A 25,368-nucleotide genomic window follows, 5' to 3' on the forward strand; every position below is an offset into this window, starting at 1 on the left:
CGCGCGCACCAGGTGCTCCGATGTCGGCATCTCCGGGTTATTACTGATTAGCAAACGTTTGCGCAAACGTTTGCTTTCGTTATCATCCCGATCACGACAAGGCACCGGGCCTCCGCAGCCGCTCCTTTTTGCGGGGTCTGCCGGGGGTTTCTCTCCGCGCTGTCGGTCGCCTGAGGGCGACGCTGAATAAGCGTCCGCGATGCAGCGGGCCCTGGATCGGGATGGGCTGCAAGGCGCAAACCACAGCGATAGCCGTAGCTATCGCGAGGATTTGCAACGCTGCAGACCGTGCTGAGCCAGGGATGCGCCGGGCGCGAGAGGCTTGTTCAGCCTTGCCTTTATCCACATTCCAACCTGGAGACAACACCCATGAAGTTCACCCGCCGTTCCGTTCAGACCGCCGCCGCCCTCGCCGTTGTGGGCAGCCTGCTGGCCAGCCCTGCGTTTGCGCAGGACAAGCCCAAGATCGCGCTCATCATGAAGTCGCTGGCCAACGAATTCTTCCGCACCATGGAAGACGGCGCCAAGGCGCACCAGAAGGCCCACGCCAAGGAATACACGCTGGTGGCCAACGGCATCAAGAACGAGACCGACACGGCAGCCCAGATCAAGATGATCGAGCAGGCCGTGGCGCAGAAGGTCAGCGCCATCGTGCTGGCCCCGGCCGATTCCAAGGCACTGGTGCCCGTGGTCAAGACGGCCATCGACAAGGGCATCATCGTGGTCAACATCGACAACCAGCTCGATGCCGATGCGCTGAAGGAAAAGAACATCACCGTGCCCTTCGTGGGCCCCGACAACCGCGCGGGCGCCAAGCTGGTGGGCGACTACCTGGCCAAGAGCCTGAAGGCCGGCGACAAGGTCGGCATCATCGAAGGCGTGTCCACCACCTTCAATGCGCAGCAGCGCACCTTGGGCTTCCAGGACGCCATGAAGGCTGCCAACATCACCGTGGTGGGCGTGCAGTCTGGCCAGTGGGAGATCGAAAAGGGCAACACCGTGGCCGCCGGCATGCTGCGCGAGCACCCTGACCTCGTGGCCCTCCTGGCCGGCAACGACAGCATGGCCCTGGGCGCCGTGGCCGCCGTGAAGGCCGCGGGCAAGACCGGCAAGGTGCAGGTGGTGGGCTACGACAACATCAACGCCATCAAGCCCATGCTCAAGGACGGCCGCGTGCTGGCCACCGCCGACCAGTACGCCGCCAAGCAGGCCGTGTTCGGCATCGAGCTGGCGCAGAAGGCCCTGGCCGACAAGACGCCGCAGAACCAGCTGCCCGCCACGGTGAAGACCGACGTGGTGCTGGTGACGAAAGACAGCAAGTAAACCCCTGGCAACTTAGAACGCGTCGCAACACCCCCAGCCGTTCACCCTGAGCCTGTCGAAGGGCCGCGCTACCGTAGCGCCCTGGCTTCGACAAGCTCAGCCCGAACGGTGATGGGTGTAGCGACCCGACCAACGCATCTCAAGCCCATGCCCCACACCACCAACGCCACCGCGTCCCCGCCCCTGCTCGCCATCCAGGCCGTGGGCAAGGACTACACCGCCACCGTGCTCGATGGCGTGAACGTGGAGCTGTTTGCGGGCGAGGTGCTGGCGCTGACCGGGGAGAACGGCGCGGGCAAGAGCACGCTGTCCAAGATTCTCTGCGGGCTGGAGCAGCCCACGCGCGGCGGCATGTTGCTGGCGGGGCAGGCCTACGCCCCCACGTCGCGCCGCGATGCCGAACGCCACGGCGTGCGCATAGTGATGCAGGAGCTGGGCCTGGTGCCCACGCTCACCGTGGCCGAGAACTTGTTGATGGGCCGCCTGCCGCACCGGCTGGGCTGGCTGCAGCGCGATGTGCTGCACGCCGCCGCCCGGGCACAGTTGGCCAAGATCGGGCTCGACAGCATCGACCCCGGCACACCCGTCTCGCAGCTGGGCATCGGCCAGCAGCAGATGGTCGAGATTGCGCGCAACCTGCAGGACGACACGCGCATCCTGGTGCTCGACGAGCCCACGGCCATGCTCACGCCGCGCGAGACCAACTACCTGTTCGAGCAGATCGCCCACCTCACCGCACGTGGCGTGGCCATCATCTACGTGTCGCACCGGCTCGAAGAACTGCGCCGCATTGCCGACCGCGTGGCCGTGCTGCGCGATGGCCGCCTGGTGGACGTGCGCCCCATGGCGGGCATGAGCGAAGACGACCTGGTGCAGCGCATGGTGGGCCGCGTGGTGAGCGACCTGGACCACCGCCCGCGCCGCCCGGTAGGCCCTGTGGTGATGAGCGCCGACAAGCTGGGATGTGGCACCGCCGTGCAGGACGTGAGCCTGGAGCTGCGGGCCGGTGAAATTTTTGGCATTGCCGGGCTGGTCGGATCGGGCCGCACCGAGCTGGTTCGCCTGCTGTTTGGCGCCGACCGTGCGGACCGGGGCAGCGTCACATTGCACCCGGATTTTGAACAAAAACAGGCTCCAGCGCTTGATGGACAAGCGCCAACAGCTACACAAAACATAGCAAAAGCACCCACGACCACGGCGCCCCGCACCTGGCACCGGGGCTTTGCGTCGCCGCTGCAGGCCATCGCCGCCGGCGTGGGCCTGGTCACCGAAGACCGCAAATCCCAGGGCCTGCTGCTCTCGCAGCCCATCCGCATCAACGCCACGCTGTCCGACCTATCGGCCGTGTCGCGCGGCGGCTGGCTGCAGCGCGGGCTCGAAAGCCGCCTGGTGCAGGGCTTCATCCGCACCCTGCGCGTGCGCTGCCACGGCCCCGAGCAACCCGTGGGGCAGCTCTCGGGCGGCAACCAGCAGAAGGTGGTGTTCGCCCGCTGGTTGCACCGCCAGGTGCGCGTGCTGCTCCTGGACGAACCCACGCGCGGCGTGGACGTGGGCGCGCGCGCCGAGCTGTATGGCGAGCTGGACCGCATGGCCGCCGAGGGCCGCGCGCTGCTCATGGTGTCGTCCGACCTGCGCGAACTCATGGCCATGGCCGACCGCATCGGCGTGATGAGCGCAGGCCGCCTGGTGGCCGTGTTCGAGCGCGGCGAGTGGTCCGAGCAATCGCTGCTGGCAGCGGCATTCTCCGAGCCCGGCGGGCGCACCAGCACCACCCCTTCAACCCCTTCTCCTCTCAACGCATGAACGCCCCCACCGCATCTGCCGCGCCCGCTGCGGCGCCTTCCTCCGCATCGGCCTGGCGCAGCCAGCTGGGCACCTACCTGGGCCTGATGGCCGTGCTGGCGGGCATGGTGGCGCTGTTCTCGTCGCTGTCCGAATATTTCTGGAGCGCCGAGACCTTCATCACCATCGCCAACGAAATCCCGGCCCTGGCCGTGATGGCCGTGGGCATGACCTTTGTGCTCATCATTGCGGGCATCGATTTGTCGGTGGGCTCGGTGATGGCGCTGGCCGCCGCCACCTCGGCCGCCGCCATCCTGCAATGGGGCTGGACGGTGCCCGCCGCCGCCGTGCTGGCACTGGCCACGGGCCTGGTGTGCGGCACCATCACCGGCATGATTTCCGTCGCATGGCGGCTGCCCTCGTTCATCGTGTCGCTGGGCATGCTCGAAGCCGTGCGCGGCAGCGCCTATGTGGTCACCGATTCACGCACGCAGTACGTGGGCGATGCGATCTCGTGGCTGTCGGCGCCGTTCTTTGGCGGCATCTCGTTCGCCTTCTTGCTGGCCGTGGTGCTGGTGGTGGTGGCGCAGCTGGTGCTGTCGCGCACCGTGTTTGGCCGCTGCGTGGTGGGCATTGGCACCAATGAAGAAGCCATGCGCCTGGCCGGCGTGGACCCGCGCCCCATCCGCGTGATCGTGTTTGCCATGACCGGCCTGCTCGCAGGTCTGGCGGGCCTGATGCAGTCGGCCCGGCTGGAAGCCGCCGACCCCAACGCGGGCACCGGCATGGAGCTGCAGGTGATTGCTGCCGTGGTGATTGGCGGCACCAGCCTCATGGGCGGGCGCGGCTCGGTGGTGAACACCGCGTTTGGCGTGCTCATCATCGCGGTGCTGGAAGCAGGCCTGGCCCAGGTGGGCGCCAGCGAGCCCAGCAAGCGCATCATCACGGGTTTTGTGATCGTGGCGGCTGTGATCGTGGACACGCTGCGCCAGCGCCGCGCCAAGGTCTGAGAGACTGATACCGCAACCGGCTGCTGCCCCACCAACAACGACCTCATTCTTCTTCTCGCATGGCTACTATCAAGGACGTTGCGCGCCACGCCGAGGTGTCGGTCACCACGGTGTCGCACGTGGTCAACGGCACGCGCCGCGTGAGCCCCGAGGGGCGCGAGCGGGTCGAGGCCGCCATCCGCGCACTGGGCTATGTGCCCAGCGCCATTGCGCGCAGCCTCAAGAGCAACAACACGCGCACGCTGGGCATGCTGATCCCCAACAGCTCCAACCCCTACTTCGCCGAGATCGTGCACAGCGTGGAAGACCGCTGCTTTGGCGCAGGCTACAACGTCATCCTGTGCAACACCAACGACGAGGCGCACCGCCAGGGCACCTACCTGCAGGTGCTGGCCGAGCGGCGCATCGACGGGCTGATCGTGGTCTCTACCGGACATGACGCCACACTGGCCACGCAGCTCGCAGGCCTGTCCATCCCCACCGTGCTGGTGGACCGCGAAATCGACATCGCCGAACAGCAGCCCTGCGACCTGGTGGAAACCGCCCACATGCAGGGCGGCCTGCTGGCCACGCGCCACCTGCTGTCGCTGGGCCACCGTCGCATTGCCTGCATTGGCGGCCCCGAAGGCATTGCTCCCAGCGAGCAGCGCATTGCTGGCTGGCGCACGGCCCTGGCCGACGCAGGCTGCGGCACAGGTGACGGCCTACTGTGGCACGGCCACTTCACCAGCCAGGGCGGCTACGAAGCCATGCACGCGGTGCTGCGCGCGCCCGAGCCGCCCACTGCCGTTTTCGTGTGTAACGACCTCATGGCCATGGGCGCGCTGTGCGCCGCGCACGAGCGCGACCTGCGCGTGCCCGAGGCACTGTCCATCGTCGGCTTTGACGACATCGAACTCACCGCCTTCACCAGCCCGCCGCTCACCACCGTGGCACAGCCCAAGCAGCGCATCGGCGCGCTGGCGGTGGACATGCTGCTGGAGCGCATCGACGGCAAACGCCAGGACGCACGCAAGGTGATGCTGCAGCCCGAGCTGCGCGTGCGCGCGTCCACCGCTCATGCACCCGGAGGTGCGGCATGAGCACGCCCCAAACACCCCACACGCCCCGCATCGCCGTCGTCGGCAGCCTGAACATGGACCTGGTACTGCAGGTGCAACACGCCCCCGGCCCCGGCGAAACCGTGCTGGCCGACGCCCTGCACCTGGTGCCCGGCGGCAAGGGCGGCAACCAGGCCGTGGCCTGCGCGCGCCAGGGCGCCCGGGTGGCCCTGTTTGGCCGCGTGGGCGATGACGGCTACGGCCACACGCTGCGCGCCGGGCTCGATGCCGACGGCATAGACCACAGCGGCGTGCAGACCGACACCGACACCACCACCGGCGTGGCCGCCATCACGGTGGAAGCGACAGGGCAGAACCGCATCGTGGTCGTGCCCGGCGCCAATGGCCGCTTCGTGCTGGACGCTGCCGCACTGGGCGCCGCCCTGCAACGCGCTGACGGCGTGGTGCTGCAGTTTGAAACGCCCCTGCCCCAGGTGCTGGCCGCCGCCGAGATGGCCCATGCGGCGGGTTGCCCGGTGGTGCTCAACCCCTCCCCCATCCAGCCCCTGCCCGATGCGATGTGGCCGCTGGTGCACACGCTGGTCGTGAACGAGGTGGAAGCCGCTGCGCTGGCGGGCCAGAACGTGACCACGCCCGCCGATGCCGCGCAGGCCGCACAGGCCCTGCGCGCCAAGGGCCCCGCCCAGGTGGTGGTGACCCTGGGCGCAGCGGGCGCGGTGGCCGCTGATGCCGCAGGCAACCGCTACCACCCCGGCCTCGTCGTGCAGGCGGTGGACACCACCGCTGCGGGTGACACCTTCCTGGGCGCGCTGGCCGTGACCCTGGCACGCGGCGAGCCGCTGGATGCCGCCGTGCGCGAGGGCATCCGCGCATCGGCGCTGTGCGTCACCCAGCCGGGCGCCCAGCCCTCCATCCCCACCCGCGCCGCCGTGGCGCAAAGCCCCCAACCGCCCGCCTGGAGCCCCTTGTGAAACGCACCGCCCTGCTGCACGCCGAACTCTCTCACGCCATCGCCACCCTGGGCCATGGCGACATGCTGGTGATTGGCGACGTGGGCCTGCCCATCCCCCACGGGCCGCGCCGCATCGACCTGGCGCTCACACCCGGCATCCCCGCCGTGGCCGATGTGCTGCGGGTGGTGCTGGAAGAAATGCAGGTCGAAAAGGCCGTGATCGCCACCGAGGCGGTGGAGCGCAACGACGGCCAGTTGCCCACCTGGTGCCAGTTGCCAGTCAGACCGCAAGCGGTGTCGCACGAAGACTTCAAGCGCCTGACCCAGCAAGCCCGCGTGATGGTGCGCACGGGCGAGTGCACGCCGTACGCCAACGTGATCCTGGTGGCGGGCGTGACGTTCTGAGGTTCTGACGTTGTGAAACGCGCCAGGCCCGCCACGGGCCAGGCGTTGCGGGTTTTGGAGAACGTCTGGCAAGGCACACCTGGGGTACGCTGGGGCATCACCTATTGCCTGCCCCCATGCCCAGCTCCGAGCCCCACGACCTCCTGCCCCCCGAAATCACCGTCCTCGAACGCGGCTGGCTGTCGGCCAACAACATCCTCTTCATCGGCCAGCACGATACGGCCATCGTGGACACCGGCTACTGCAGCCATGCCGATCAGACCGTGGACCTGGTGCGCGGCACGCTGCAGGGCCGCGCGCTGGACCGCATCCTCAACACCCACCTGCACAGCGACCACTGCGGCGGCAACGCCGCGCTGCAAAAGACCTGGCCCAGCGTGCTCACCGCCATCCCGCCCGGCCAGGCCGACCATGTGCGCCAGTGGGATGCCTACGCGCTGAGCTACACGCCCACCGGGCAGGAGTGCCCGCCCTTTCGGGCCGACACGCTGCTGGTGCCGGGCTCGTGTGTGCTGCTGGGCGACAAGCCCTGGCAGGTGCATGCCGCGCCCGGGCACGACCCGCATTCGGTGGTGCTGTTCGAGCCCCAGGGCCGCGTGCTGATTTCGGCCGACGCGCTGTGGGAAAACGGCTTTGGCGTGGTGTTCCCGGAGCTGGAGGGCGACGATGCCTTCGCCCAGGTGGGGGCCACGCTGGACCTGATTGAGACGCTGTCGCCGCAGGTCGTGATCCCGGGGCACGGCCCCGTGTTTGCCGATGCGCCCCGCGCCATCGACGGCGCCCGCCGCCGCCTGGACAGCTTTGTGCGCAACCCGGGCAAACACGCGCTCTACGCGGCCAAGGTGCTGCTGAAGTACAAGCTGCTCGAATGGCAGCAGATCGGCATCCCCGACCTCACGGCCTGGGCGCAGGCTACGCCGTATTTCGGCATGCTGCGCGCGCGCCACTTTGCAGCCCAGACCGAGGCCGAATGGCTGCAGAGCCTGGCGGATGAACTGGTGCGGTCAGGCGCTGCGGTACGCCAGGGCGAGGTGCTGCACAACGTGTGAGGCGTGGTGCCTGCACCTGCGCACCTGCGGGGTTGAACACACTGCCACAGGCTCAAGCCGACCGAGAAGGTCGGCCCAACGCCCTCAATGTTTGTATTGCTTGTCGCAGCCCGTCACGTGGTTCTTGCTGCTGGACATGCACTGGTAAAAAGACTTCTTGTTACCCGACGCGCCCTGGCAGTCGGACACGCTGTACTTGCCCTTGGCTTCGCGGATCTTGGGGGCCGTGGCATCGAAAGCCGCCTGGGTCATGTAGCCGTCCCGCACGTTCTTCTGGCCCACCTCCAGCATCAGGTCGGCCTGGTAGTGGATGTTGTCCACGGCCACGGTGCAGTTCAGGGGGACCTGCTTGCTGTCCACTGTGCCCAGCGATTTTTTGAGCCCCTCGCCAAACTCTTCGACGTCCTTGGAGACCTTTTTGGTGCCGTCAGGGTTGTACTGCTGGCCCGCCTTGGCGCTGGCGCCCTTGCCGCTGGAGGAACCACTGCCCCCGCTGGTGCCGTTGTTGCTCTGCAGCTTCAGCGGCTCGGCGTCCTGCTTGGCGGGCGGGGGCTGCGATCCGTAGTGGGTCTTGCCATCGGCATCCACCCATTTGTACACGGGCTGCGCCTGCGCGCCCGCGCTCCACGCCACGGCCGCGCCGATTGTGGCCACACAGGCCATCCATGCCAGTTTGCCCATCACACCCTCTCTTTTTTGAATAAAAACCCGCTGAGGCGCTCATTGAATATGCGCCTTCAGCTCCTCCATTGATAGCAAATCGAATACTACCAGCCCCCGCGTGGCGAGCACCTGGGTGTCAAGGCAGGTCTTTGTTCACCTCAGGCAGGTTCGCGTCGCGCGGGCCAATGGTGCCCAGGCGGCTCTTGAGCGACTGGGGCAGGCCGGTGAGGATGGCCGCGTAGTTGGTGGTGTTGGACAGCACCTTCTTCACGTAGTCGCGCGTCTCGGCAAAGGGCACGTTTTCGGCCCAGATGGCAGCATCCAGCACCGGGCCGTTGCGCCAGCTGCGTGGGCGGCCAGGGCCCGCGTTGTAGGCAGCCGCGGCCATGGGCATGGAGCCTGCAAAGTCGTCCAGCGCCAGCTTGAGGTAGGCAGTGCCAATGGTGATGTTGGTGTCGCGGTCGGTGATCTGGTCGGGCGTGAAGTTGGTAAGGCCGATCTTCTTGGCCGTCCAGCGGGCGGTGGCGGGCATCACCTGCATGAGGCCCGAGGCGCCCACATGCGAGCGCGCATCCATCACAAAGCGGCTTTCCTGGCGGATCAGGCCGTACACATAGGCCGGGTCGATGCCGATGCCCTGCGCGCGCTCCACCACGGTGCTGCGGAACGGCATGGGGAAGCGCTGGTTCACCTCGATCACGCCCTTGGTGCGCTCGCTGGTGTTGATGCACCGGTCCCACACCTCTCGCTGGCAGGCAAAGTCGGCAGCGGCCAGCAGTTCGCGGTCCGGCATGCCGCCGGGCTGGTGCAGGTTGGTGGTGTAGTTCCACTCCCGCACGCCTTCGCTGCGCAGCCCCAGCAAAATGGCGTAGAGCGCGCGATTGAGCCCCGGGTTGGCGCGTGCAGCCGCCTTCTCTTCGGCGGTTAGGGGGGCCGGCGCAGGCGGCACGCTGATGCGCTGGCCCAGTTCCTCCAGCGCCAGCTGCTCATAGAACCCGCGCGTGCCCGCAATGCTTTCGAACAGCTGGCGCGCCTCGGCACGGTCCGCGTCGCTGGGCTTGCCGGCCAGCAGCGCACGCGCCTTCCAGTACACCCAGGTGCTGTCCTGGCGGCCTTCGGGGCCCATGGCGTCCACAGCCTTGGCCACGGCTTTCCACTGACCGGCGCGCAGCGCGGCGCGCACCTTCCAGCCCAGCAGATCGTCGTTGAGGTCGCTGTCCTTGGTGATGTTGCCAAAGTAGCCCATGGCATCGCTGGACAGCTTTTGTGCAGCCGCCTTGCCGATCACGCCCCAGGCCCAGTTGCGCTCCTCGGGCGAGAGGTGCACGCTCCATTTGCTGTCGAGCTGGCGAGCAGCGCCGTCCGGGTCGCTGCCTGCAAGCTTGATCAGTGCCAGCACGATCAGCTCCTGGCGCACCTTGCCCCGCGCCGTGGCCCGGCCGAGCAGGTATTTGCTGGGCGTGTCGAGCGCTTCCTTGAGCTGGGGCAGCGCATCGGGCGCCACGATTTCGACGGCATTGCGCACCACACGGGGCCGGTTGGCGTCCACACCCAGCCGCGCCTTGCGCCAGATGTCCAGCGCAGAGAGCTTCTTGGCGGTGTACAGCTCGCCCGCCGCATGGTTGCAGCCGTCGTCAGCGTCGCGGATGGCGTACCAGTTGCTGCGCACATCGTCCGCCACCGTGGCGGGTGCCGTGCCCTTGATGTGGTCGATGAGCAGCGCGTAGCAGCGCACCTCGCGGTCGTCCGACATGCGGTAGCTGGGGTGCTGCTCGGCAAACTGGCTCCAGTCGCGCCGCTGACCCAGCAGCAGCAGCCAGTCGTTGCGCAGGCGGTCTTCCTGGTAGGTGCCGGCGTAGCGCTGCATGAAGGACTGGATCTCCTGCGGCGACGCCTCGCCCAGGCGCACCCGCAGCTCCCAATAGGCTGCCCAGGGCTCCAGCGCATGGCCGCGCGCAGCGGGCAGCAACTGCGCGAGTTTGTTGCGGTCGCCCTTGCGGAACGCCTGCTGCATCTCCAGCAGGGTATCGTCACCACGGTTTTGCGCCATGACAAGCGGCGCGGTGGCGGCCAGCAGGGTGGCGGCCACAAGGGGTGTCAGAATCGCTCTGAGAAATTGCATGGGGGAATTATCTGATGGACAAAGCAGCCCTTCGGCGCACATTGATAGAAGAACGCCTCAACCTGCCCGACCGCCTACAGCGGGCCGACCTGTTACAGCAGGTGATGCGCATCTGGCTGGTGAACCGGCCGGACACGGTGATCGGCGCCTACTGGCCCATCAAGGGCGAGTTCGACCCCCTGCCCGCCCTGCACCGCTGGAAGGAAGACGGCGAGCTGCTGGACGAGCCCCTGCGCCGCCGCATCGGCCTGCCCGTGGTCAACAAGCAGCACAAGACCCTGACCTTCCACGCGTGGTACCCAGGCTGCCCCATGGAAGAAGACGCCTACGGCATCCCCAAGCCCAAGGACACCGAGGTCATCGTGCCCACGCTGCTGTTTGTGCCCTGTGTGGGCTACGCCGCCGGAGGCTACCGGCTGGGCTACGGCGGCGGTTTTTACGACCGCACGCTGGCCACGCTGCAGCCCAAGCCCTTCACGGTGGGCCTGGGCTTCACCAATGGCTACCTGGACGAGTTCGAGCCCGAAGAGTTCGACCTGCCACTCGATGCCATCCTGAACGACAACGGCGTGGTCTGGCCGGTCTGACCCTTCGGAGCCTGTGGGCGACCGCGCAGCAGGTCGCCCCCGGGCACTTGCCGGTCGGCACGAAGGCCTGTGATGCCTGCCGCGCATCATTCGGGCCGGTTTTTCGCATCGCTGGCGCGCGCCGCAGCGGCTAGCATGGCGGGCTGACCTCTTCATTTCAGGTGCTCACCATGCTCAAGCTCTACATCGGCAACAAGAACTACTCGTCCTGGTCCATGCGCCCCTGGGTGCTGCTCAAGCAGGCGGGTATCGTCTTTGAAGAAGTGCGCGTGCGCTTTGACAGCTTTGACGCGCAATCGGAGTTCAAGCGCACCATCGGCGCCGTGAGCCCCACCGCCAAGGTGCCAGTGCTGATTGATGGCGACCTGGTGGTGTGGGACACGCTGGCGATTGCCGAATACGTGGCCGAAACCCATCCCGACAAAAAGCTCTGGCCCCAGGACGCCAAGGCCCGCGCGCGCGCGCGCAGCGTCTGCGCCGAAATGCACAGCGGCTTCACCGCCCTGCGCAGCCACTGCCCCATGAACATCGAGGCCCAGCTGGCCGACACCGGCGCCCTGATCTGGCGCGACCAGGCGGGCGTGCGCGCCGACGTGCAGCGCCTGGTGGAGATGTGGAGTGCGCTGCTGCAGGAGCACGGCGGCCCCCTGCTGTTTGGCGACTTCACCGTGGCCGACGCCTACTTCGCCCCCGTGTGCATGCGCCTTCACACCTATGCCCTGCCCGTGCCTGCGCCCATCCAGGCCTATGTGGACCGCGTGCGCGCCCTGCCCGGCGTCAAAGCCTGGATCGACGAGGCACTGGCCGAGAAGGACTTTCTGGACTTTGAAGAGCCCTACCGCCTGCGCCATACGGAAGGCTGAGCAACACCATGGCCGTCACCATCTACCTGCGCTATGTGCTCAACACCAGCAAGCTGAAAGAGTTTGAACACTACGGAAAACTGTGGATTCCGCTGGTCGAGAAATTCGGCGGCCAGCACCACGGCTACTTCATGCCCAGCGAGGGCGCAAACAACATTGCGCTGGCGCTGTTCACGTTCGAGAGCCTTGCAGCCTACGAGCGCTACCGCGAAGCCTCGATGCAGGATGCGGACTGCCAGGCGGCTTTCCGCTATGCCGAGGAGACGGGGTGCATCGTGAGCTACGAGCGGAGCTTCTTCAGGCCTGTATTCGCCTGAATGAAGCCGCGCACAGGCAGTCCTTTAACGGAACTGCTTGCGCAAAAACGCCTTGTGCCGCGCGATGTGTGCCAGCTGGGCGGGGGCAATGGTGCCGCCCAGGTCTTCGTCTTCGGTGTTGAGCACCTGGTTGGCATAGGCCAGCGCACGCGCCACCACCTCCTCTTCACTCACTCCCTGGGTGGCCGCCAGATCCATGGCCACGCGGCGCATGGCGCGCTGCGACAGCATCCACATGGCACCGAATGAATCCCATGCGGCCGCCATCTCCTTGAACTTGTCGTGTTCGGCCAGGATGTCGTTGAGCGGCTTGGCCAGGATCTCCTGCAAGCCTTCCACCTGGGCCTTCAGGGCCTCGAACTGCGCTTCGCGCTGCAGGGCCTCAGCGGCCGCGTTGGCGGCGGCATCAGGCGCCTGGGGCACGGGCACGCTGCCGTCGGGGTTGAGCTGGGCAATGGTGAGATCAGACGATAGGGACATGGTGGCGGGACTATACGACCCTCGTCCTAAACTACACCGATGCAAATCTACATGGTGGGCGGCGCGGTCCGCGACAAGCTGCTGGGCCGGCCGGTGAATGACCACGACTGGGTGGTGGTGGGCGCCACGCCCGAGCAGATGCTGGCGCAGGGCTACCTGCCCGTGGGGCGCGACTTTCCCGTCTTTTTGCACCCCGAGACGCGCGAGGAATACGCCCTGGCCCGCACCGAGCGCAAGAGCGGGCGCGGCTACCGGGGTTTTGTGGTGCAGAGCTCGCCCGATGTGACGCTGGAGGAAGACCTCTCACGCCGCGATCTCACTATCAATTCAATAGCATCCAGCACAGATGAATCCGGCGCTACCCGCCTGTTTGATCCTTACCATGGCGAAAAAGACCTCCGTGCGCGGGTGCTGCGCCATGTCACGGATGCCTTCCGCGAAGACCCCGTGCGCATCCTGCGCGTGGCTCGGTTTGCGGCGCGCTTCACCGACTTCACGGTGGCGCCCGAGACGATGCAGCTGATGCGCGAGATGGTGGAGCACGGCGAGGTGGACCACCTGGTGCCCGAACGCGTATGGCAAGAGCTGGCGCGCGGGCTGATGGAAGAAAAGCCGTCCCGCATGTTCGAGGTGCTGCGCGAATGTGGCGCACTGCAGGTGCTGCTGCCCGAGGTGGCGCGCCTGTGGGGCGTGCCCCAGCGGGCCGACTACCACCCCGAGGTGGACACCGGCGTGCACCTGATGATGGTGCTGGACATGGCGGCGCGGCTGTCGGCGCCGCTCACCGTGCGCTTTGCCTGTCTGGCGCACGACCTGGGCAAGGGCACCACGCCCGCCGATGTGCTGCCGCGCCACATCGACCACGAAACCCGCAGCGCCGAGCTGCTGAAAGACGTGGCCGAGCGCCTGCGCGTGCCGGTGGACTGCCGCGAGACCGCCGATGTGGTGGCGCGTGAACATGGGCACATCCACCGCAGCCAGGACCTGTCGGCCGCCGCGCTGGTGCGCCTGCTGGAGCGCTGTGACGCCATCCGCAAGCCCGAGCGGTTTGCCGAGATCCTGCTGGCCTGCGAATGCGATGCGCGCGGGCGGCTGGGATTTGAAGAGTCTGCCTACCCGCAGCGCCCCCGCCTGCTGACCGTGCTGGCCGCCGTCCAGTCGGTCGTCACGCGCGAGATTGCTGCGCAGGCCGCCGCCAGGGGACAGAGCGGCCCGCAGGTGGGTGCGCTGATCCACCAGGCACGGGTCGAAGCCGTGGCACAGTGGCTGCAAACCCAGGCGCACGGCGCAACCACCTGACCCGGTGCGCTGCGTCGCAAAGATCGGTCCAACCCTCCCTACAATCCGCGTCCGCTCGCGCCCTGGGAAGGGTGCGCCTTTTGGCTATTTTGCGATCACGACGCCCCCATGACCTCTGTGCACATCCGCCCCGCCACCACGGCCGACGCCGACACCATCGCACCGCTGTTTGACGCCTACCGGCAGTTCTACGAGCAGGCGCCGGACCTGGCCGGAGCGCGGGCCTTCATCGCTGAGCGGTTGGAGCGGGAAGAGTCCGTGATCCTTCTGGCATTGGATGGGACGCAGACGGCCGTGGGCTTTTGCCAGCTCTACCCCACGTTCTGCTCGGTAGAGGCCGCGCCCATCTACACGCTGTACGACCTGTTCGTGGCGCCGTCCGCACGCAAGACAGGCGCCGGTCGCAGCTTGCTGCGGGCCGCAGAAGGCACCGCCCACGCCCACGGCAAGGTGCGCATGGACCTGACCACGGCCCACACCAACACCACGGCGCAAAAACTTTACGAGTCGCTGGGCTGGACGCTGGACACGGTGTTTCGCGCCTATAACAAACGCATCAGCGCCTGAACCGCCCTGCCCCTGGCTATCCCAATCGCTCTCACCAGCGCAGCAAGCGTGGCCCCAGCAGAGCCCCCAGCGCGGTCGGAATGGCCATGCCCACCACGTACCACACCGCCAAAAACGGGGTGGCCATCTCGGGGCAGTGCAGGGCGTACACCAATGCGCCCAGCGCACCTGCCAGCAAGCCAGCGCCCGCACCGGCCCACGCCAGTCGCGTCGGGGCGGCGCCCTTGAGCGCCCAGAAGCCCGCAACAAACGCCGGCACGGACAGTGCTGCGATATTGAACGGGCAAGTCCGCCAGGTGCTGCCCAAAATCAGCGGCACACGCTCGGCCGCAGGCACCTGCCACAGAGCGCCCAGCGCCATGGCCCACAGCACCAGCGGCGGCACCGCCAGCCACAGCACCGCATGGCCCAGCGGCATGCCCGGGCGGGCCATGCGGCGCAGCAGCGCCAGGCCGGCGGCTGCCAGCGCAGCGGCAAACACCAGCTTGCCCCAGAACATGGGCAGCGCCATGGTCGCCAGCAGATCAGGCCGCAGGCCGAACAGCGCTAGCATCAGGACCCCGGCGCCTGCAATGCCCGCAGCGCTGGCCACGGCAAACCGTTGCTCGATGGCGGTGCGCTGCACGGGCCGCTCATCCGCCGCCAGCAGGTGGATCAATTCATCGGTTTTCATGTCATTCCTCCTGGGACTTGCGCAAACCAGAATGCGACGCCGAGCCGCTGGATGGACCCGTCGATTTGTCTGAACCCTGTTTTGCGTAAGTCATGTCTCTGATCCTGGCAGCCAGGGCCTTGAGCCCCCGGTGTACGCCGACTTTGACGGCCGACTCCGACAGCCCCGTGAGGCGCGCCGTCTCGACCACCGACAAACCTTCCAGCTTCACATACTCAATCGGCAGGCGCTGCTTGTCCGGCAGGGTCTGCAGCAACTGCCCCAGATCGCGCCGCGCCTCTGCCGCCTCGCCGTCGCTGCTGGCGAACAGCTCGTCCGCATCGTCCAGCGGGTCGTTGCGCGCCTCCTTGGCGGCATGCGAGCGCAGCCAGTCGATGAGCTTGTAGCGCGCAATCGCATGCGCCCAGGCCGTCACCGGCATCTCGGGCCGGTACGTGTGGCGCTGGTTGTGCACGGCCAGCAGCGTCTCCTGCACCAAGTCTTCCACCTCGTCGGGCCGCTGCGCAAGGCGTCGGCGCAAGAAGGCGCGAAGGTGGGCGCTCAACTCCTTCAGGAAGCGCTGGTAGGCGGCTGCATCGGCATCCAGGCCCTGCAACAACAAGCCGCGCAAGCGCTCTTCCACTATCTCCATGGTGTCTCCCTGAAGGCAATTCGGATGCCGGGACGAATGGGTTACAGGCCGTGCAAAAAAATTTTGTGGTGCATGCCGCCCCATTTTTTTTGCGCAGCGCTGTAACCCGCTGGCTGCACAGCGCGAATTACAACGCAGATCGGGCCACGCAACGCAACTGCTGTGCTGTCACCCGGTCGGATTCAACCTTTATCAACCCTTGGAGAACCGCACCATGACCACCCGCACCCTCAGCCTCGGCGCCCTCGCCCTTGTGGCCCTGACCTCTGGCGCCGCCATGGCCCAAACCAGCGCCGCCCCCATGGACGGCGCCAAGCCCGCCATGGAGAAGTGCTACGGCGTCTCGATGGCCGGCAAGAACGACTGCGCCGCAGGCCCTGGCACCACCTGCGCAGGCACGTCCAAGATGGACTACCAGGGCAACGCCTGGAAGTTTGTGCCCGCAGGCACCTGCACCACGATCAAGACGCCCAAGGGCATGGGCATGCTGACGCCCATGAAGAGCTGACCATGGCACCCGCTCTCACCGCCGGCCTGGGCCTCAAGCCCCAGCACTACGACGAGGCGCTGCGGTGCACCGCCCCCGGCCTGTGGTGGGAGGTGCACCCCGAGAACTACCTAGCCTACGGCGGCCCGCGCCTGGCCTGGCTCGAGGCCATCCGCGCGCGCCACCCGGTGGCCCTGCACGGCGTGTCGCTGTCGCTCGCAGCCGATGCGCCGCCCGATACGGCCCACCTGGCGCGGCTGGCTGCCCTGGCAAGGCGGGTGGAGCCGGTCAACATCTCGGAGCACTTGGCATGGTCCACATGGCGCGGACAGTACCTGCCCGACCTGCTTCCGTTTCCGCGCACGCACGCGGCGCTGCAACGCATCGCAGACAACATCGCCCGCACGCAGGATGTGCTGCAACGCCCTATCGCCATCGAGAACCCCACGCACTATCTGCACATCGACGGCCACGACTGGCTAGAGACCGAATTTCTGGCCGAGCTGGTGCGGCGCACCGGCTGCGCACTGCTGCTGGACGTGAACAACGTGCACATCAGCGCCAACAACCTGGGCTTTGACGCACAGGCCTACCTCGACGCCTTCCCCCTGCACGCCGTGGCAGAGATCCACCTGGCGGGCCACCATGCGGACCCGGTGCATGGCGATACGCTGCTCATCGACAGCCACGATGCGCCCGTGGCGCCAGCCGTGTGGGCGCTCTACGCGCAGGTGATTGCACGCACCGGCCCTGTGCCCACCCTCATTGAGCGCGACGACCAGCTGCCCGCCTTCAGCGAACTGCTGGCAGAGCGCGACCAGGCCCACCGTGGGCTCACAGCCGTGCAGCCCGAGGAGGCCGCATGCAGCTGAGCGCCTTCCAGGACGGCTTCTCTGCCGCGCTGCTCGGCCCGGCGGCCGATGCGCCCTGGCTGTCTGCACTGGAGTCTCAACCGGGCTTTGCCGTGTACCGCAACACCGTGCTCAAGGGCTGCATTGATGCGCTGCAGGCCAACTACCCCACGGTGTGCCAACTGGTGGGTGACGACTGGTTCCGCGCCGCTGCAGCAGTGTTCGCCCGCACCCTGCCGCCGCGTGACGGCCTGCTGGTGAGCTATGGCGAAGGGTTTGCCGACTTTCTGGCCGGGTTTGCCCCGGCCGCCGAGCTGCCCTACCTGAGCGCCGTGGCGCGCCTGGACCGCTGCTGGACCGAATGCCACCTGGCGGAAGATGCCACCGCCGTGGACCGCCAATGGCTGACACAGCAAACCCCTGACACCTTGCCCCAAGCGTCACTGCGGCCCCACCCCGCTGCACGCTGGGCTTGGTGTGAAGAGCATCCGGCTTATGCCCTGTGGCAGAGCCACCGTGAAGGTCTGCATCCCAATGAGGCACTGGAGTGGACGGGCGATGGCGCCTTGCTGACCCGGCCGCATGCCGAGGTGGTGTGGCATCCCTTGTCGCGCGCAGGAGTGGTTTTTTTGGACGCCTGTGCCCAAGGCCATACGCTGGAAGCCGCCGCCACTTCGGCCCTGAATGCCGAACCCACCGCCGACTTCGCTGCCCTGATCAGCACCTTGCTGGACGCAGGCGCCCTGATACCCACCGATTTACCCACCGATTCACGCACAGGCTGAGGAGCCCTTCATGACCACCAGCACACACTTCCCCACGGCCCCTGCCAAAGGCCCACGCTTGCTCTTGGCGCGCCTGGCCGACTCCGCCACCTGGCTCACCCCGCACAGCCTGCTGGCCCTGGTCAACCGGGTGGCCATTGCAGGCATCTTCTGGCTGTCGGCACGCACCAAGGTCGAGGGCTGGTTCACCATCTCGGACAGCGCCTACGCGCTGTTCCGCGACGAATACAAGCTGCCCTTGCTGCCGCCCGAGCTGGCAGCGCAGATGGCTACCGTGGCCGAGCACCTATTCCCGGTGCTGCTGGTGCTCGGCCTGTTCACACGCCTGTCAGCCCTGGCGCTGCTGGGCATGACGCTGACGATTCAACTGTTTGTCTACCCGGACGCATGGCCCACCCATCTGTCGTGGGCGGGGTTGATGCTGTACCTGGTGGGGCGCGGTGCAGGCAACGTGTCGGTAGACCGCGTGCTGGGAATACGCTGACCGCAGCGCGTCAACCCACGGTGGTACGCACCCAGCGCACGATATCGGTCGCCCCCAGCGCGCCCGAAATACGCGCCACCTCACGCCCTTGCTGGAACAGGATCATGGTCGGGATGCTGCGGATGGCATAGCGCGCCGCGATGGCCTGTTGGTCTTCGGTATTGAGCTTGGCCAGGCGCACGCGGGGTTCCAGCTCGCGGGCAGCCTGCGCAAAGGCGGGCGCCATCTGGCGGCAAGGTCCACACCACGGGGCCCAGAAGTCCACCAGCACCGGGATGTGGCTGCGCGCCACATGCTTGTCAAAACTGGTCGCATCCAGCTCCAGCGGCGCCCCCGCAAACAGGGGCTGATGACATTGGCCGCAATCGGGCGCGCTGCCCAGGTCGGCGCTCTGCACGCGGTTGGTGGTGTGGCAATGGGGGCAGACGATGTGCAAGGCTTCGGTCATGGCGCGGCAAGGGTTGGAGGCAAAAAAGCTAGGGATGTCCTGCATAACCCTCGCGGGTCGGTGGTAGTGCGGATCGGGACAGGCCGCAAGGCGCCTTTTTGCATCCCATAGCGGGGCTATGGGCCAAAAAAGCAACGCAGCGGATGGCCCGAGACCGCGCCATCACAGACTGCAGGGAGTTATGCAGGACATTCCTTACTGATCACATGGCGCCGCAAGCGCTTCGTTTCAAGGCTCCGCGTTGCCATCTGGGGCCACCCCAGTTGCAATCGGTCGCAGACCTTGCGCGCGTTTACCAGCCCTGAATCCCCCTGGTGGCCGTGCCTGCATTGCAGCGTCTGCTATGGTTTCACGCATGCAGCTGCTCCCCACACTGACAACTGCCCATGCGCTTTTTCTGGATTTCGATGGCACGCTCACTGAGCTGGCGCCGCGCCCCGAAGCGGTGCGCATCGCATCGGGCCTGATTCCCACGCTGTCATCGCTGCACGCCCAGCTGGGTGGCGCGCTGGCCATCGTGACTGGCAGGCCCGAGGCCGACATCGACGGATTTCTGGCGCCACTGCGCCTGCCGCTGGCGAGCGAACATGGGGCCCAATACCGCCTCTTTGACACTTCGGTGCCCGCCACCGCAGCACCCGCCCTAGAGCCTGTCTTGCAGGTCGCACAGGCACTGGCCGCACGCCACCCCGGCCTGCTGGTGGAGACCAAACGCGTGAGCGTCGCCCTGCACTACCGCCTGGCGCCCCACCTCGAATCCCTGTGCCACGACACGTTGGTGTACGCCATGCGCGAGGTGGAAGGTGTGGAACTGCTGCGTGGCAAATGCGTCTTTGAAGTGAAACCCCGTGGCGTTCACAAGGGCCAGGCCATCATCGACTTCATGACGCAGCCCCCCTTTGAGGGCCGCACGCCGGTCTTTGTGGGCGATGACGTCACCGACGAAGCCGGCTTTGCCGCTGTGCAGTCGCTCGGCGGCTGGGGCATCAAGGTGGGCGAAGGGCCCACCATGGCACAACACCGCTGCATGACATCGGCCGCACTGCGGGGCTGGCTGTCGTCTGCACGCACAACGCTGGAGCGCGAACGATGAACTCCGCCGCCACCCACCCCCAAGCGGGCTCGCTCAACCTTGGGATGATCGGCAACTGCGCCATCAGCGCACTGATCGACGACCACGCCCGCATGGTGTGGTGCTGCCTGCCGCGCTTTGATGGCGACCCGGTGTTCAACGCCCTGCTGCAGCCCGGCGACGAGGGCAGCCACTTTGCGATCGAGCTGGAAGACCTGGCATCGGCCCACCAGTGGTACGAGCCCAACACCGCCATCCTGCGCACGCAGTTGTTCGACAAGGCGGGCCACGGCATCGAGATCACCGACTTTGCGCCACGCTTTTACAGCCGGTCACGCTACTTCCGGCCCATGACGCTGGTGCGCCGGGTGCGCCCCATCCAGGGCTCGCCGCGCATCCGGGTGGCGCTCAAGGTGCGCTACGACTGGGGCCAGACCACGCCCAAAATCACACGCGGCAGCAACCACATCCGCTATGTGGGCGAGAGCATGACGCTGCGCCTGTCCACCGATGCGCCGGTGTCGCATGTGCTCTCGGGCCAGGCGTTTGTGCTCACGCGCGAACACAACTTTCTGCTGGGCGCGGACGAGACGCTGGTGGACGGCATTGCCGACACCGCCCGCCACTTTGAGCAGGAGACCACGGCCTACTGGCGTAGCTGGAGCCGCGCGCTGGCCATTCCGCTGGAGTGGCAGGACGCAGTGATCCGCGCAGCCATCACGCTCAAGCTGTCGCTGTACGAAGAGACCGGCGCGATCGTGGCCGCCATGACTACCAGCATCCCCGAGTCCGCCCACAGCGGCCGCAACTGGGACTACCGCTACTGCTGGCTGCGCGATGCGTTTTTTGTGGTGCGCGCGCTCAACAGCATCTCCGAGGTGGGCACCATGGAGGACTACCTGCGCTGGCTGAGCAACGTGGTGGTCGAAGGCGGCGACGGCCACATCCAGCCGCTGTATGGCATCGGGCTGGAGAAAGACCTGCCCGAGAGTTTCGTACCCCAGCTGGCGGGCTACCGGGGCATGGGCCCGGTGCGCGTGGGCAACCAGGCGGCCGAGCATTTTCAGCACGACGTGTACGGCAACATCGTGCTGGGCGCGGCCCAGGCCTTCCACGACCACCGCCTGCTGCACCGCGCGGGCCTGGCCGAATTCAAACGGCTGGAACAGGTGGGCGACAACGCCGTGCGTGTGTATGGCCAGCCTGATGCGGGCATGTGGGAGCTGCGCACGCGCGCCCGGGTGCACACTTCGTCGGCCCTGATGAGCTGGGCCGCCTGCGACCGGCTGGCCAAGATCGCCGCCACGCTGCAGCTGGCCGACCGTGCCAGCCACTGGCAGCAACATGCCGACCGCATGCGCGCCGAGATCCTCGACAAGTCGTGGTGCGAAGAACGCCAGGCGTTCGCCGAGAGCTTTGGCGGACATGAGCTGGACGCCAGCGTGCTGCTGATGGCCGAGGTGGGCCTCATCGACCCGAAAGACCCGCGTTTTGTGAGCACCGTGGAGGCCATGGAAAAGAGCCTGTGCGATGGCCCCTACATGCGCCGCTACGAGGCGGCCGACGACTTCGGCAAGCCCGAGACGGCCTTCAACATCTGCACCTTCTGGCGCATTGACGCGCTGGCGCGCATTGGCCGCAAGGCCGAGGCGCGGGCCATCTTCGAGACCATGCTGGCCGCCCGCAACCCGCTGGGCCTGCTGTCGGAAGACACGCACCCCGACACCCGCGAGATGTGGGGCAACTTCCCGCAGACCTATTCGATGGTGGGCGTGATCAACGCCGCCGTGCGCCTGTCGGCGCCCTGGGACAGCGTGATTTGAGGCGCTGTCCGACAGCGGCCAGGGGCGGTCTGCACGGATGATTGCCCTCATGAGCCGTCTTGTCGTCATCTCCAACCGCCTTGCCGATCCCCGCAAACCCGCTGCAGGTGGCCTGGCCGTCGCCTTGGGCGAGGCCCTGAACCAGACCGGAGGACTCTGGTTTGGCTGGAGCGGTACCGTGGTCGAGGGCGGCACGCCCGGCGAGGGCGAACTGCACACCCGCCAGGCCGGCCCTGTCACCCTGGCCACCGTGGACCTGTGCCGCGAAGACCACGACAGCTACTACCACGGCTACAGCAACAGCGTGCTTTGGCCGGTGTTCCATTACCGGCTGGACCTGGCCGACTTCAATGCCAGCTACATCGCAGGCTACCGGCGCGTGAACCAGATGTTTGCGCGCAAGCTGCTGCCGCTGCTGCGCGACGACGATGTGATCTGGGTGCACGACTACCACCTGATCCCGCTGGCTGCCGAGCTGCGCGCCATGGGCTGCAAACAGCGCATCGGGTTCTTCCTGCACATCCCCATGCCGCCGCCGCTCATCATGGCGGCCATTCCGCAGCACGAGTGGCTGATGCGTTCGCTGTTTGCGTACGACCTGGTGGGACTGCAGAGCGAGGCCGATGTGGCGCATTTCACGCGCTATGTGCGCAACGAAGGCAGCGCCGAAGCGGTGGACGAAAAGCGCGTCCGCGCCTTCGGCGCCACGGTGGTGGTGCAGTCGTTTCCCATCGGCATCGACGTGGACGAGTTCACGCGCCTCACACACGCCCCCGACGCGGTGGAGACCTACGAGAACATGTGCGACGAGTATTCGCGCAGGCGCCTGCTGCTGGGCATTGACCGGCTCGACTACTCCAAGGGCATCCCGCACCGCGTGCGGGCCTTCCGCGAGCTGCTGGACCGCTACCCCGAAAACCGGGGCAGCGCGACGATGATCATGATTGCCTCGCCCAGCCGCGATGACGTGCACGCCTATGCTGACCTGCGCCAGGAGCTGGAGGGCCTGTGCGGCTCGGTCAACGGCGACTATGGTGAGCTGGACTGGATGCCCGTGCGCTATATCCACCGCATGGTGGCGCGCAAACGTGTGCCGGGCCTGTGCCGCGCCGCTGCCGTGGGGCTGGTCACACCGCTGCGCGACGGCATGAACCTGGTGGCCAAGGAATACGTGGTGGCGCAAGACCCAGACAACCCCGGCGTGCTGGTGCTGTCACGCTTTGCCGGTGCGGCAGAGCAGCTGAAAGAAGCGCTGCAGGTGAACCCCTACGACCCCCAGGGCATGGCCGACAGCATCCAGCAGGCGCTGCAGATGCCGCTGGCCGAGCGACAGGCGCGCCACCAGAAGCTCATGGCGCGCATCAAGGAGCACGACGTGCACTGGTGGCGCAAGGCGTTTCTGGATGCGCTGCAGACGGCGGGCTAACAGTCTTTAGATAGCAGGGTAGCAGCAGCTGCACTACAGCAGCTTGGTGATCAGGCTGACCACAAAGCTGAGCAGCAGCGTGGACGCCAGCGGCACGTCCCAGTCCCGCCCCAGCCACCGAAACCGAAAGTCCCCGGGCAACCGCCCAAAGCCCATGCGGCGCAGCAGCGGCGACAGCCAGCTGATGAACATCAGGGCCAGGAGGATGACGAGGAGCCAGCGAAACATGGGCAGAGCGGCAGAAGGCGGTCAGAGCCTGTGCGAACGGTCGCCGTGGCTGAACCCCAGCGGCTCCCACGGCTCGCCCGCACCCACGGCCAGCACCTTGAACAGCTCGCCCATCTCGTGTTCCATGATCAATTTGGCCGCTGTTGACCGCTGGGCTTGCGGCAACTGCTCCATTTTTGGAAGCAATCCACAGTTGATGAGGAAATGCGCCTGCGTGGTGTAGCCCAGCACGTTCAGGCCCGCCTCCTGCGCGGCCAGCGCCATGGCGGTGAAGTTGACGTGGGCGGTGATGTCCTTGCGGCCCACTTCGTCCAGCGGGTCGCCATCGGCCAGGTGGCCCTGGTGGCACATCACCGTGCCCATGTGGCGCTGGGGGTGGTAGTACTCGTCTTCGCCAAACCCATAGTCCAGCAAGAAAGCCGCGCCGCGCGTGAGCCGGTCGGCCAGCATGCGCATGAAGCCTTCGCCCTGCGCGTGAATTTCGGTCAGGTAGTCCTGCGGGCCTTCGATGGCGATGGGCGGGCGCAGGTCGGTGGGGCGGTCGGCCCAGGCAAAGCGACCGTCTTCGGCCACCACCACGCCGCGCTCATGCCACACACCGCCCTGCTGGCCGCCATGGCGCGCCAGCAGTTGCACGGGCATCGCGTCCAACACCTCGTTGCCCACCACCACGCCTTCGATGTGCTCGGGCAGCGCATCCACCCAGCGCAGCTTGGGCGCGTGGGCCACCAGCTTGGCCTGTTGGCGCGCGCGCAGGCTGCCCGACAGATCGACGATGGTGTAGCGCTGCACCTGGTCGCCCAGCGCATCCAGCAACTGCAGCGCCAGCGCACCCGAGCCTGCACCAAACTCCCATACCTCATCGGTCCCGGTATGCGCAAGCGCCTCGCCCACCTGCACGGCCAGCGCCTGGCCGAACAGGGGCGTGAGTTCAGGGGCGGTCACAAAGTCGCTGCCCGACTCGGGCATGGCACCGAATTTGGTGGAGTCGTTGGCGTAGTAGCCCAGGCCGGGCGTATACAACGCCAGGGCCATGAAGCGGTCAAAACCCAGCCATCCGCCCTCGGCGGCAATGGCCTGGGTGATGTGCTGGTGCAGGGCGGTCGTTAAACTGTCGGGTCTTTGGGTCACGGCCCGCATTGTCCCCCACATGTCCACCCCTTCCCTCCCCCATCGCCCCCGCACCGTGCTGGTGACCGGTGCCGCCAAGCGCCTGGGCCGCAGCGTTGCGCTGGCCCTGGCCGCCGGCGGCTGGCAGGTGGCGGTGCACTACCGCTCGTCAGCGCAAGACGCTATCAATACAGTAGCTGAATGCACAAGATTGACTAGTGCAAGCGCCCATTTTGAGGCCGATTTTGATGACGAGGCCTCCGTGCGCGGCCTGTTGCCCCGCGTGGTGGCGCACTTTGGCCGCGTGGACGCGGTGGTCAACAGCGCCTCGCTGTTCGAGCACGATGACGCCGCCACCTTCAGTTTTGCCGCACTCGAAAAGCACCTGCGCAGCAACACGGCGACGCCCGTGCTGCTGGCCCAGGCCCTGCACCAGCATGTGGCCGACCGTGTGGCGGCGGGAGAGGCCGACGCGCAGGGCGCCGTGGTCAACCTGCTGGACCAGAAGCTCTGGAACCAGAACCCCGACTTTGTGAGCTACACGCTGTCGAAAGCGGCACTGGAGGCCGCCGGCACCATGCTGGCCCTGGCCCTGGCGCCGCGAGTGCGCGTGGTGGGCGTGGCGCCCGGACTCACGCTGACCAGCCACATGCTGAGCGACGAAAAGTTCACCCAGCTGCACGCCTTGAGCCCCCTGGGCCGCTCGTCCACCCCCGAAGACGTGGCCGCCACGGTGAAGTTTGCGCTGGAGAACCGCTCGATCACCGGCACCACGCTGCTGGTCGATGGTGGGCAGCACCTGATGAAGTTTGACCGCGATTTCTCGCTGATGTGAGCCCAACGCCGGCGCACCCAACGAGCCCCCACCCC

28 protein-coding genes are annotated in these 25,368 nt (G+C 67.0%); 20 read left to right on the forward strand and 8 right to left on the reverse strand.

The window, feature by feature from the left end; translation table 11 throughout:
- Window positions 1-369: 369 nt before the first annotated feature.
- The 7 genes from ACODSU_RS12685 (at window position 370) to ACODSU_RS12715 (ending at window position 7,582) form a co-directional block, all read left to right on the forward strand.
- Window positions 370-1,323, forward strand: a complete 954-nt coding sequence (locus tag ACODSU_RS12685) for a sugar ABC transporter substrate-binding protein (RefSeq protein ID WP_488842562.1) — start codon at window positions 370-372, stop codon at window positions 1,321-1,323.
- Window positions 1,324-1,470: 147 nt separating this feature from the next.
- Window positions 1,471-3,126 (forward strand): sugar ABC transporter ATP-binding protein, encoded by a 1,656-nt coding sequence (locus tag ACODSU_RS12690; protein ID WP_488842563.1) that lies wholly within the window; start codon window positions 1,471-1,473, stop codon window positions 3,124-3,126.
- Window positions 3,123-4,115 (forward strand): ABC transporter permease, encoded by a 993-nt coding sequence (locus ACODSU_RS12695; protein WP_488842564.1) that lies wholly within the window; start codon window positions 3,123-3,125, stop codon window positions 4,113-4,115. Before ACODSU_RS12690 ends, ACODSU_RS12695 begins: the two co-directional genes overlap by 4 nt.
- A 59-nt stretch (window positions 4,116-4,174) precedes the next feature.
- Window positions 4,175-5,197, forward strand: a complete 1,023-nt coding sequence (locus ACODSU_RS12700; protein ID WP_488842565.1) for a LacI family DNA-binding transcriptional regulator — start codon at window positions 4,175-4,177, stop codon at window positions 5,195-5,197.
- On the forward strand, window positions 5,194-6,147 hold the full coding sequence (gene rbsK, locus ACODSU_RS12705) for a ribokinase (RefSeq protein ID WP_488842566.1): 954 nt from the start codon (window positions 5,194-5,196) through the stop codon (window positions 6,145-6,147). Before ACODSU_RS12700 ends, rbsK begins: the two co-directional genes overlap by 4 nt.
- Window positions 6,144-6,533, forward strand: coding sequence for a D-ribose pyranase (rbsD, locus tag ACODSU_RS12710; protein ID WP_488842567.1), 390 nt, complete (start codon window positions 6,144-6,146; stop codon window positions 6,531-6,533). The genes rbsK and rbsD overlap by 4 nt, the downstream gene beginning before the upstream one ends.
- A gap of 116 nt (window positions 6,534-6,649) precedes the next feature.
- On the forward strand, window positions 6,650-7,582 hold the full coding sequence (locus ACODSU_RS12715; protein ID WP_060985739.1) for an MBL fold metallo-hydrolase: 933 nt from the start codon (window positions 6,650-6,652) through the stop codon (window positions 7,580-7,582).
- Between the two features lie 84 nt (window positions 7,583-7,666).
- Here the strand turns inward: ACODSU_RS12715 and ACODSU_RS12720 are convergent, their stop codons facing one another.
- A complete protein-coding gene (locus tag ACODSU_RS12720; RefSeq protein WP_488842568.1) occupies window positions 7,667-8,263 on the reverse strand; it encodes a DUF4124 domain-containing protein in 597 nt (198 codons plus the stop codon).
- Window positions 8,264-8,381: 118 nt separating this feature from the next.
- A complete protein-coding gene (locus ACODSU_RS12725) occupies window positions 8,382-10,367 on the reverse strand; it encodes a lytic transglycosylase domain-containing protein (RefSeq protein WP_110961531.1) in 1,986 nt (661 codons plus the stop codon).
- 14 nt (window positions 10,368-10,381) lie between these two features.
- Between ACODSU_RS12725 and ACODSU_RS12730 the strand changes: the two genes are divergently transcribed.
- The 3 genes from ACODSU_RS12730 to ACODSU_RS12740 all read left to right on the forward strand — a co-directional run bounded on the left by ACODSU_RS12730 (window position 10,382) and on the right by ACODSU_RS12740 (window position 12,134).
- Window positions 10,382-10,954, forward strand: a complete 573-nt coding sequence (locus tag ACODSU_RS12730; RefSeq protein ID WP_060985741.1) for a 5-formyltetrahydrofolate cyclo-ligase — start codon at window positions 10,382-10,384, stop codon at window positions 10,952-10,954.
- Between the two features lie 170 nt (window positions 10,955-11,124).
- Complete coding sequence (locus ACODSU_RS12735) at window positions 11,125-11,817, forward strand: glutathione S-transferase family protein (protein ID WP_488842569.1); 693 nt, start codon at window positions 11,125-11,127, stop codon at window positions 11,815-11,817.
- Window positions 11,818-11,825: 8 nt separating this feature from the next.
- Window positions 11,826-12,134, forward strand: coding sequence for an NIPSNAP family protein (locus ACODSU_RS12740; protein WP_060985743.1), 309 nt, complete (start codon window positions 11,826-11,828; stop codon window positions 12,132-12,134).
- A 24-nt stretch (window positions 12,135-12,158) separates the two neighbouring features.
- On the opposite strand, the gene ACODSU_RS12745 is transcribed toward ACODSU_RS12740, so the two are convergent.
- The gene (locus ACODSU_RS12745; RefSeq protein WP_488804615.1) at window positions 12,159-12,614 is read right to left on the reverse strand and encodes a hypothetical protein; all 456 of its coding nucleotides are present in this window, start codon (window positions 12,612-12,614) and stop codon (window positions 12,159-12,161) included.
- A 39-nt stretch (window positions 12,615-12,653) separates the two neighbouring features.
- Between ACODSU_RS12745 and ACODSU_RS12750 the strand changes: the two genes are divergently transcribed.
- Window positions 12,654-13,913: a multifunctional CCA addition/repair protein gene (locus tag ACODSU_RS12750; RefSeq protein ID WP_488842570.1), complete on the forward strand. Its 1,260-nt coding sequence runs from the start codon at window positions 12,654-12,656 to the stop codon at window positions 13,911-13,913.
- A 108-nt stretch (window positions 13,914-14,021) separates the two neighbouring features.
- Window positions 14,022-14,480, forward strand: coding sequence for a GNAT family N-acetyltransferase (locus tag ACODSU_RS12755; RefSeq protein ID WP_488842571.1), 459 nt, complete (start codon window positions 14,022-14,024; stop codon window positions 14,478-14,480).
- 31 nt (window positions 14,481-14,511) lie between these two features.
- On the opposite strand, the gene ACODSU_RS12760 is transcribed toward ACODSU_RS12755, so the two are convergent.
- Both ACODSU_RS12760 and ACODSU_RS12765 read right to left on the reverse strand, forming a co-directional pair.
- On the reverse strand, window positions 14,512-15,153 hold the full coding sequence (locus tag ACODSU_RS12760) for an NrsF family protein (protein WP_488842572.1): 642 nt from the start codon (window positions 15,151-15,153) through the stop codon (window positions 14,512-14,514).
- Window position 15,154: 1 nt separating this feature from the next.
- Window positions 15,155-15,784, reverse strand: coding sequence for a sigma-70 family RNA polymerase sigma factor (locus ACODSU_RS12765; protein WP_488842573.1), 630 nt, complete (start codon window positions 15,782-15,784; stop codon window positions 15,155-15,157).
- A gap of 214 nt (window positions 15,785-15,998) precedes the next feature.
- Here ACODSU_RS12765 and ACODSU_RS12770 point away from each other — a divergent pair, with 214 nt between their 5' ends.
- From ACODSU_RS12770 to ACODSU_RS12785, 4 genes are read left to right on the forward strand one after another with little or no spacing between them, the layout of a single operon-like run.
- Window positions 15,999-16,292, forward strand: coding sequence for a BufA1 family periplasmic bufferin-type metallophore (locus tag ACODSU_RS12770; protein WP_015015875.1), 294 nt, complete (start codon window positions 15,999-16,001; stop codon window positions 16,290-16,292).
- Window positions 16,293-16,294: 2 nt separating this feature from the next.
- Window positions 16,295-17,143, forward strand: coding sequence for an MNIO family bufferin maturase (bufB, locus tag ACODSU_RS12775; RefSeq protein ID WP_488842574.1), 849 nt, complete (start codon window positions 16,295-16,297; stop codon window positions 17,141-17,143).
- A complete protein-coding gene (locus tag ACODSU_RS12780) occupies window positions 17,134-17,907 on the forward strand; it encodes an HvfC/BufC family peptide modification chaperone (protein WP_488842575.1) in 774 nt (257 codons plus the stop codon). Before bufB ends, ACODSU_RS12780 begins: the two co-directional genes overlap by 10 nt.
- 10 nt (window positions 17,908-17,917) lie before the next feature.
- Complete coding sequence (locus ACODSU_RS12785) at window positions 17,918-18,391, forward strand: DoxX family protein (RefSeq protein WP_488842576.1); 474 nt, start codon at window positions 17,918-17,920, stop codon at window positions 18,389-18,391.
- Window positions 18,392-18,401: 10 nt separating this feature from the next.
- Here the strand turns inward: ACODSU_RS12785 and trxC are convergent, their stop codons facing one another.
- A complete protein-coding gene (gene trxC / locus ACODSU_RS12790; protein ID WP_488842577.1) occupies window positions 18,402-18,839 on the reverse strand; it encodes a thioredoxin TrxC in 438 nt (145 codons plus the stop codon).
- A gap of 355 nt (window positions 18,840-19,194) precedes the next feature.
- On the opposite strand from trxC, the gene otsB reads away from it, so the two are divergent.
- Genes otsB through otsA form a run of 3 tightly spaced genes read left to right on the forward strand, consistent with a single transcriptional unit; the run spans window position 19,195 to window position 23,160 of the window.
- Window positions 19,195-19,932 carry a trehalose-phosphatase gene (gene otsB / locus ACODSU_RS12795; RefSeq protein ID WP_488842578.1) on the forward strand — a complete coding sequence of 246 codons (738 nt, stop codon included), beginning with the start codon at window positions 19,195-19,197 and terminating at the stop codon, window positions 19,930-19,932.
- Complete coding sequence (locus tag ACODSU_RS12800) at window positions 19,929-21,734, forward strand: glycoside hydrolase family 15 protein (RefSeq protein ID WP_488842579.1); 1,806 nt, start codon at window positions 19,929-19,931, stop codon at window positions 21,732-21,734. Before otsB ends, ACODSU_RS12800 begins: the two co-directional genes overlap by 4 nt.
- A 49-nt stretch (window positions 21,735-21,783) precedes the next feature.
- On the forward strand, window positions 21,784-23,160 hold the full coding sequence (gene otsA, locus ACODSU_RS12805) for an alpha,alpha-trehalose-phosphate synthase (UDP-forming) (protein WP_488842580.1): 1,377 nt from the start codon (window positions 21,784-21,786) through the stop codon (window positions 23,158-23,160).
- A gap of 33 nt (window positions 23,161-23,193) precedes the next feature.
- On the opposite strand, the gene ACODSU_RS12810 is transcribed toward otsA, so the two are convergent.
- Together ACODSU_RS12810 and ACODSU_RS12815 are read right to left on the reverse strand one after the other, a co-directional pair.
- Window positions 23,194-23,388: a DUF2905 domain-containing protein gene (locus ACODSU_RS12810; RefSeq protein WP_056745516.1), complete on the reverse strand. Its 195-nt coding sequence runs from the start codon at window positions 23,386-23,388 to the stop codon at window positions 23,194-23,196.
- Window positions 23,389-23,409: 21 nt separating this feature from the next.
- Window positions 23,410-24,528: a class I SAM-dependent methyltransferase gene (locus ACODSU_RS12815; protein WP_488842611.1), complete on the reverse strand. Its 1,119-nt coding sequence runs from the start codon at window positions 24,526-24,528 to the stop codon at window positions 23,410-23,412.
- A gap of 10 nt (window positions 24,529-24,538) precedes the next feature.
- Here ACODSU_RS12815 and ACODSU_RS12820 point away from each other — a divergent pair, with 10 nt between their 5' ends.
- Complete coding sequence (locus ACODSU_RS12820) at window positions 24,539-25,333, forward strand: SDR family oxidoreductase (RefSeq protein ID WP_488842581.1); 795 nt, start codon at window positions 24,539-24,541, stop codon at window positions 25,331-25,333.
- The last annotated feature ends 35 nt before the right edge of the window (window positions 25,334-25,368 follow it).

The organism is Acidovorax sp. FG48 (genome assembly GCF_057809085.1).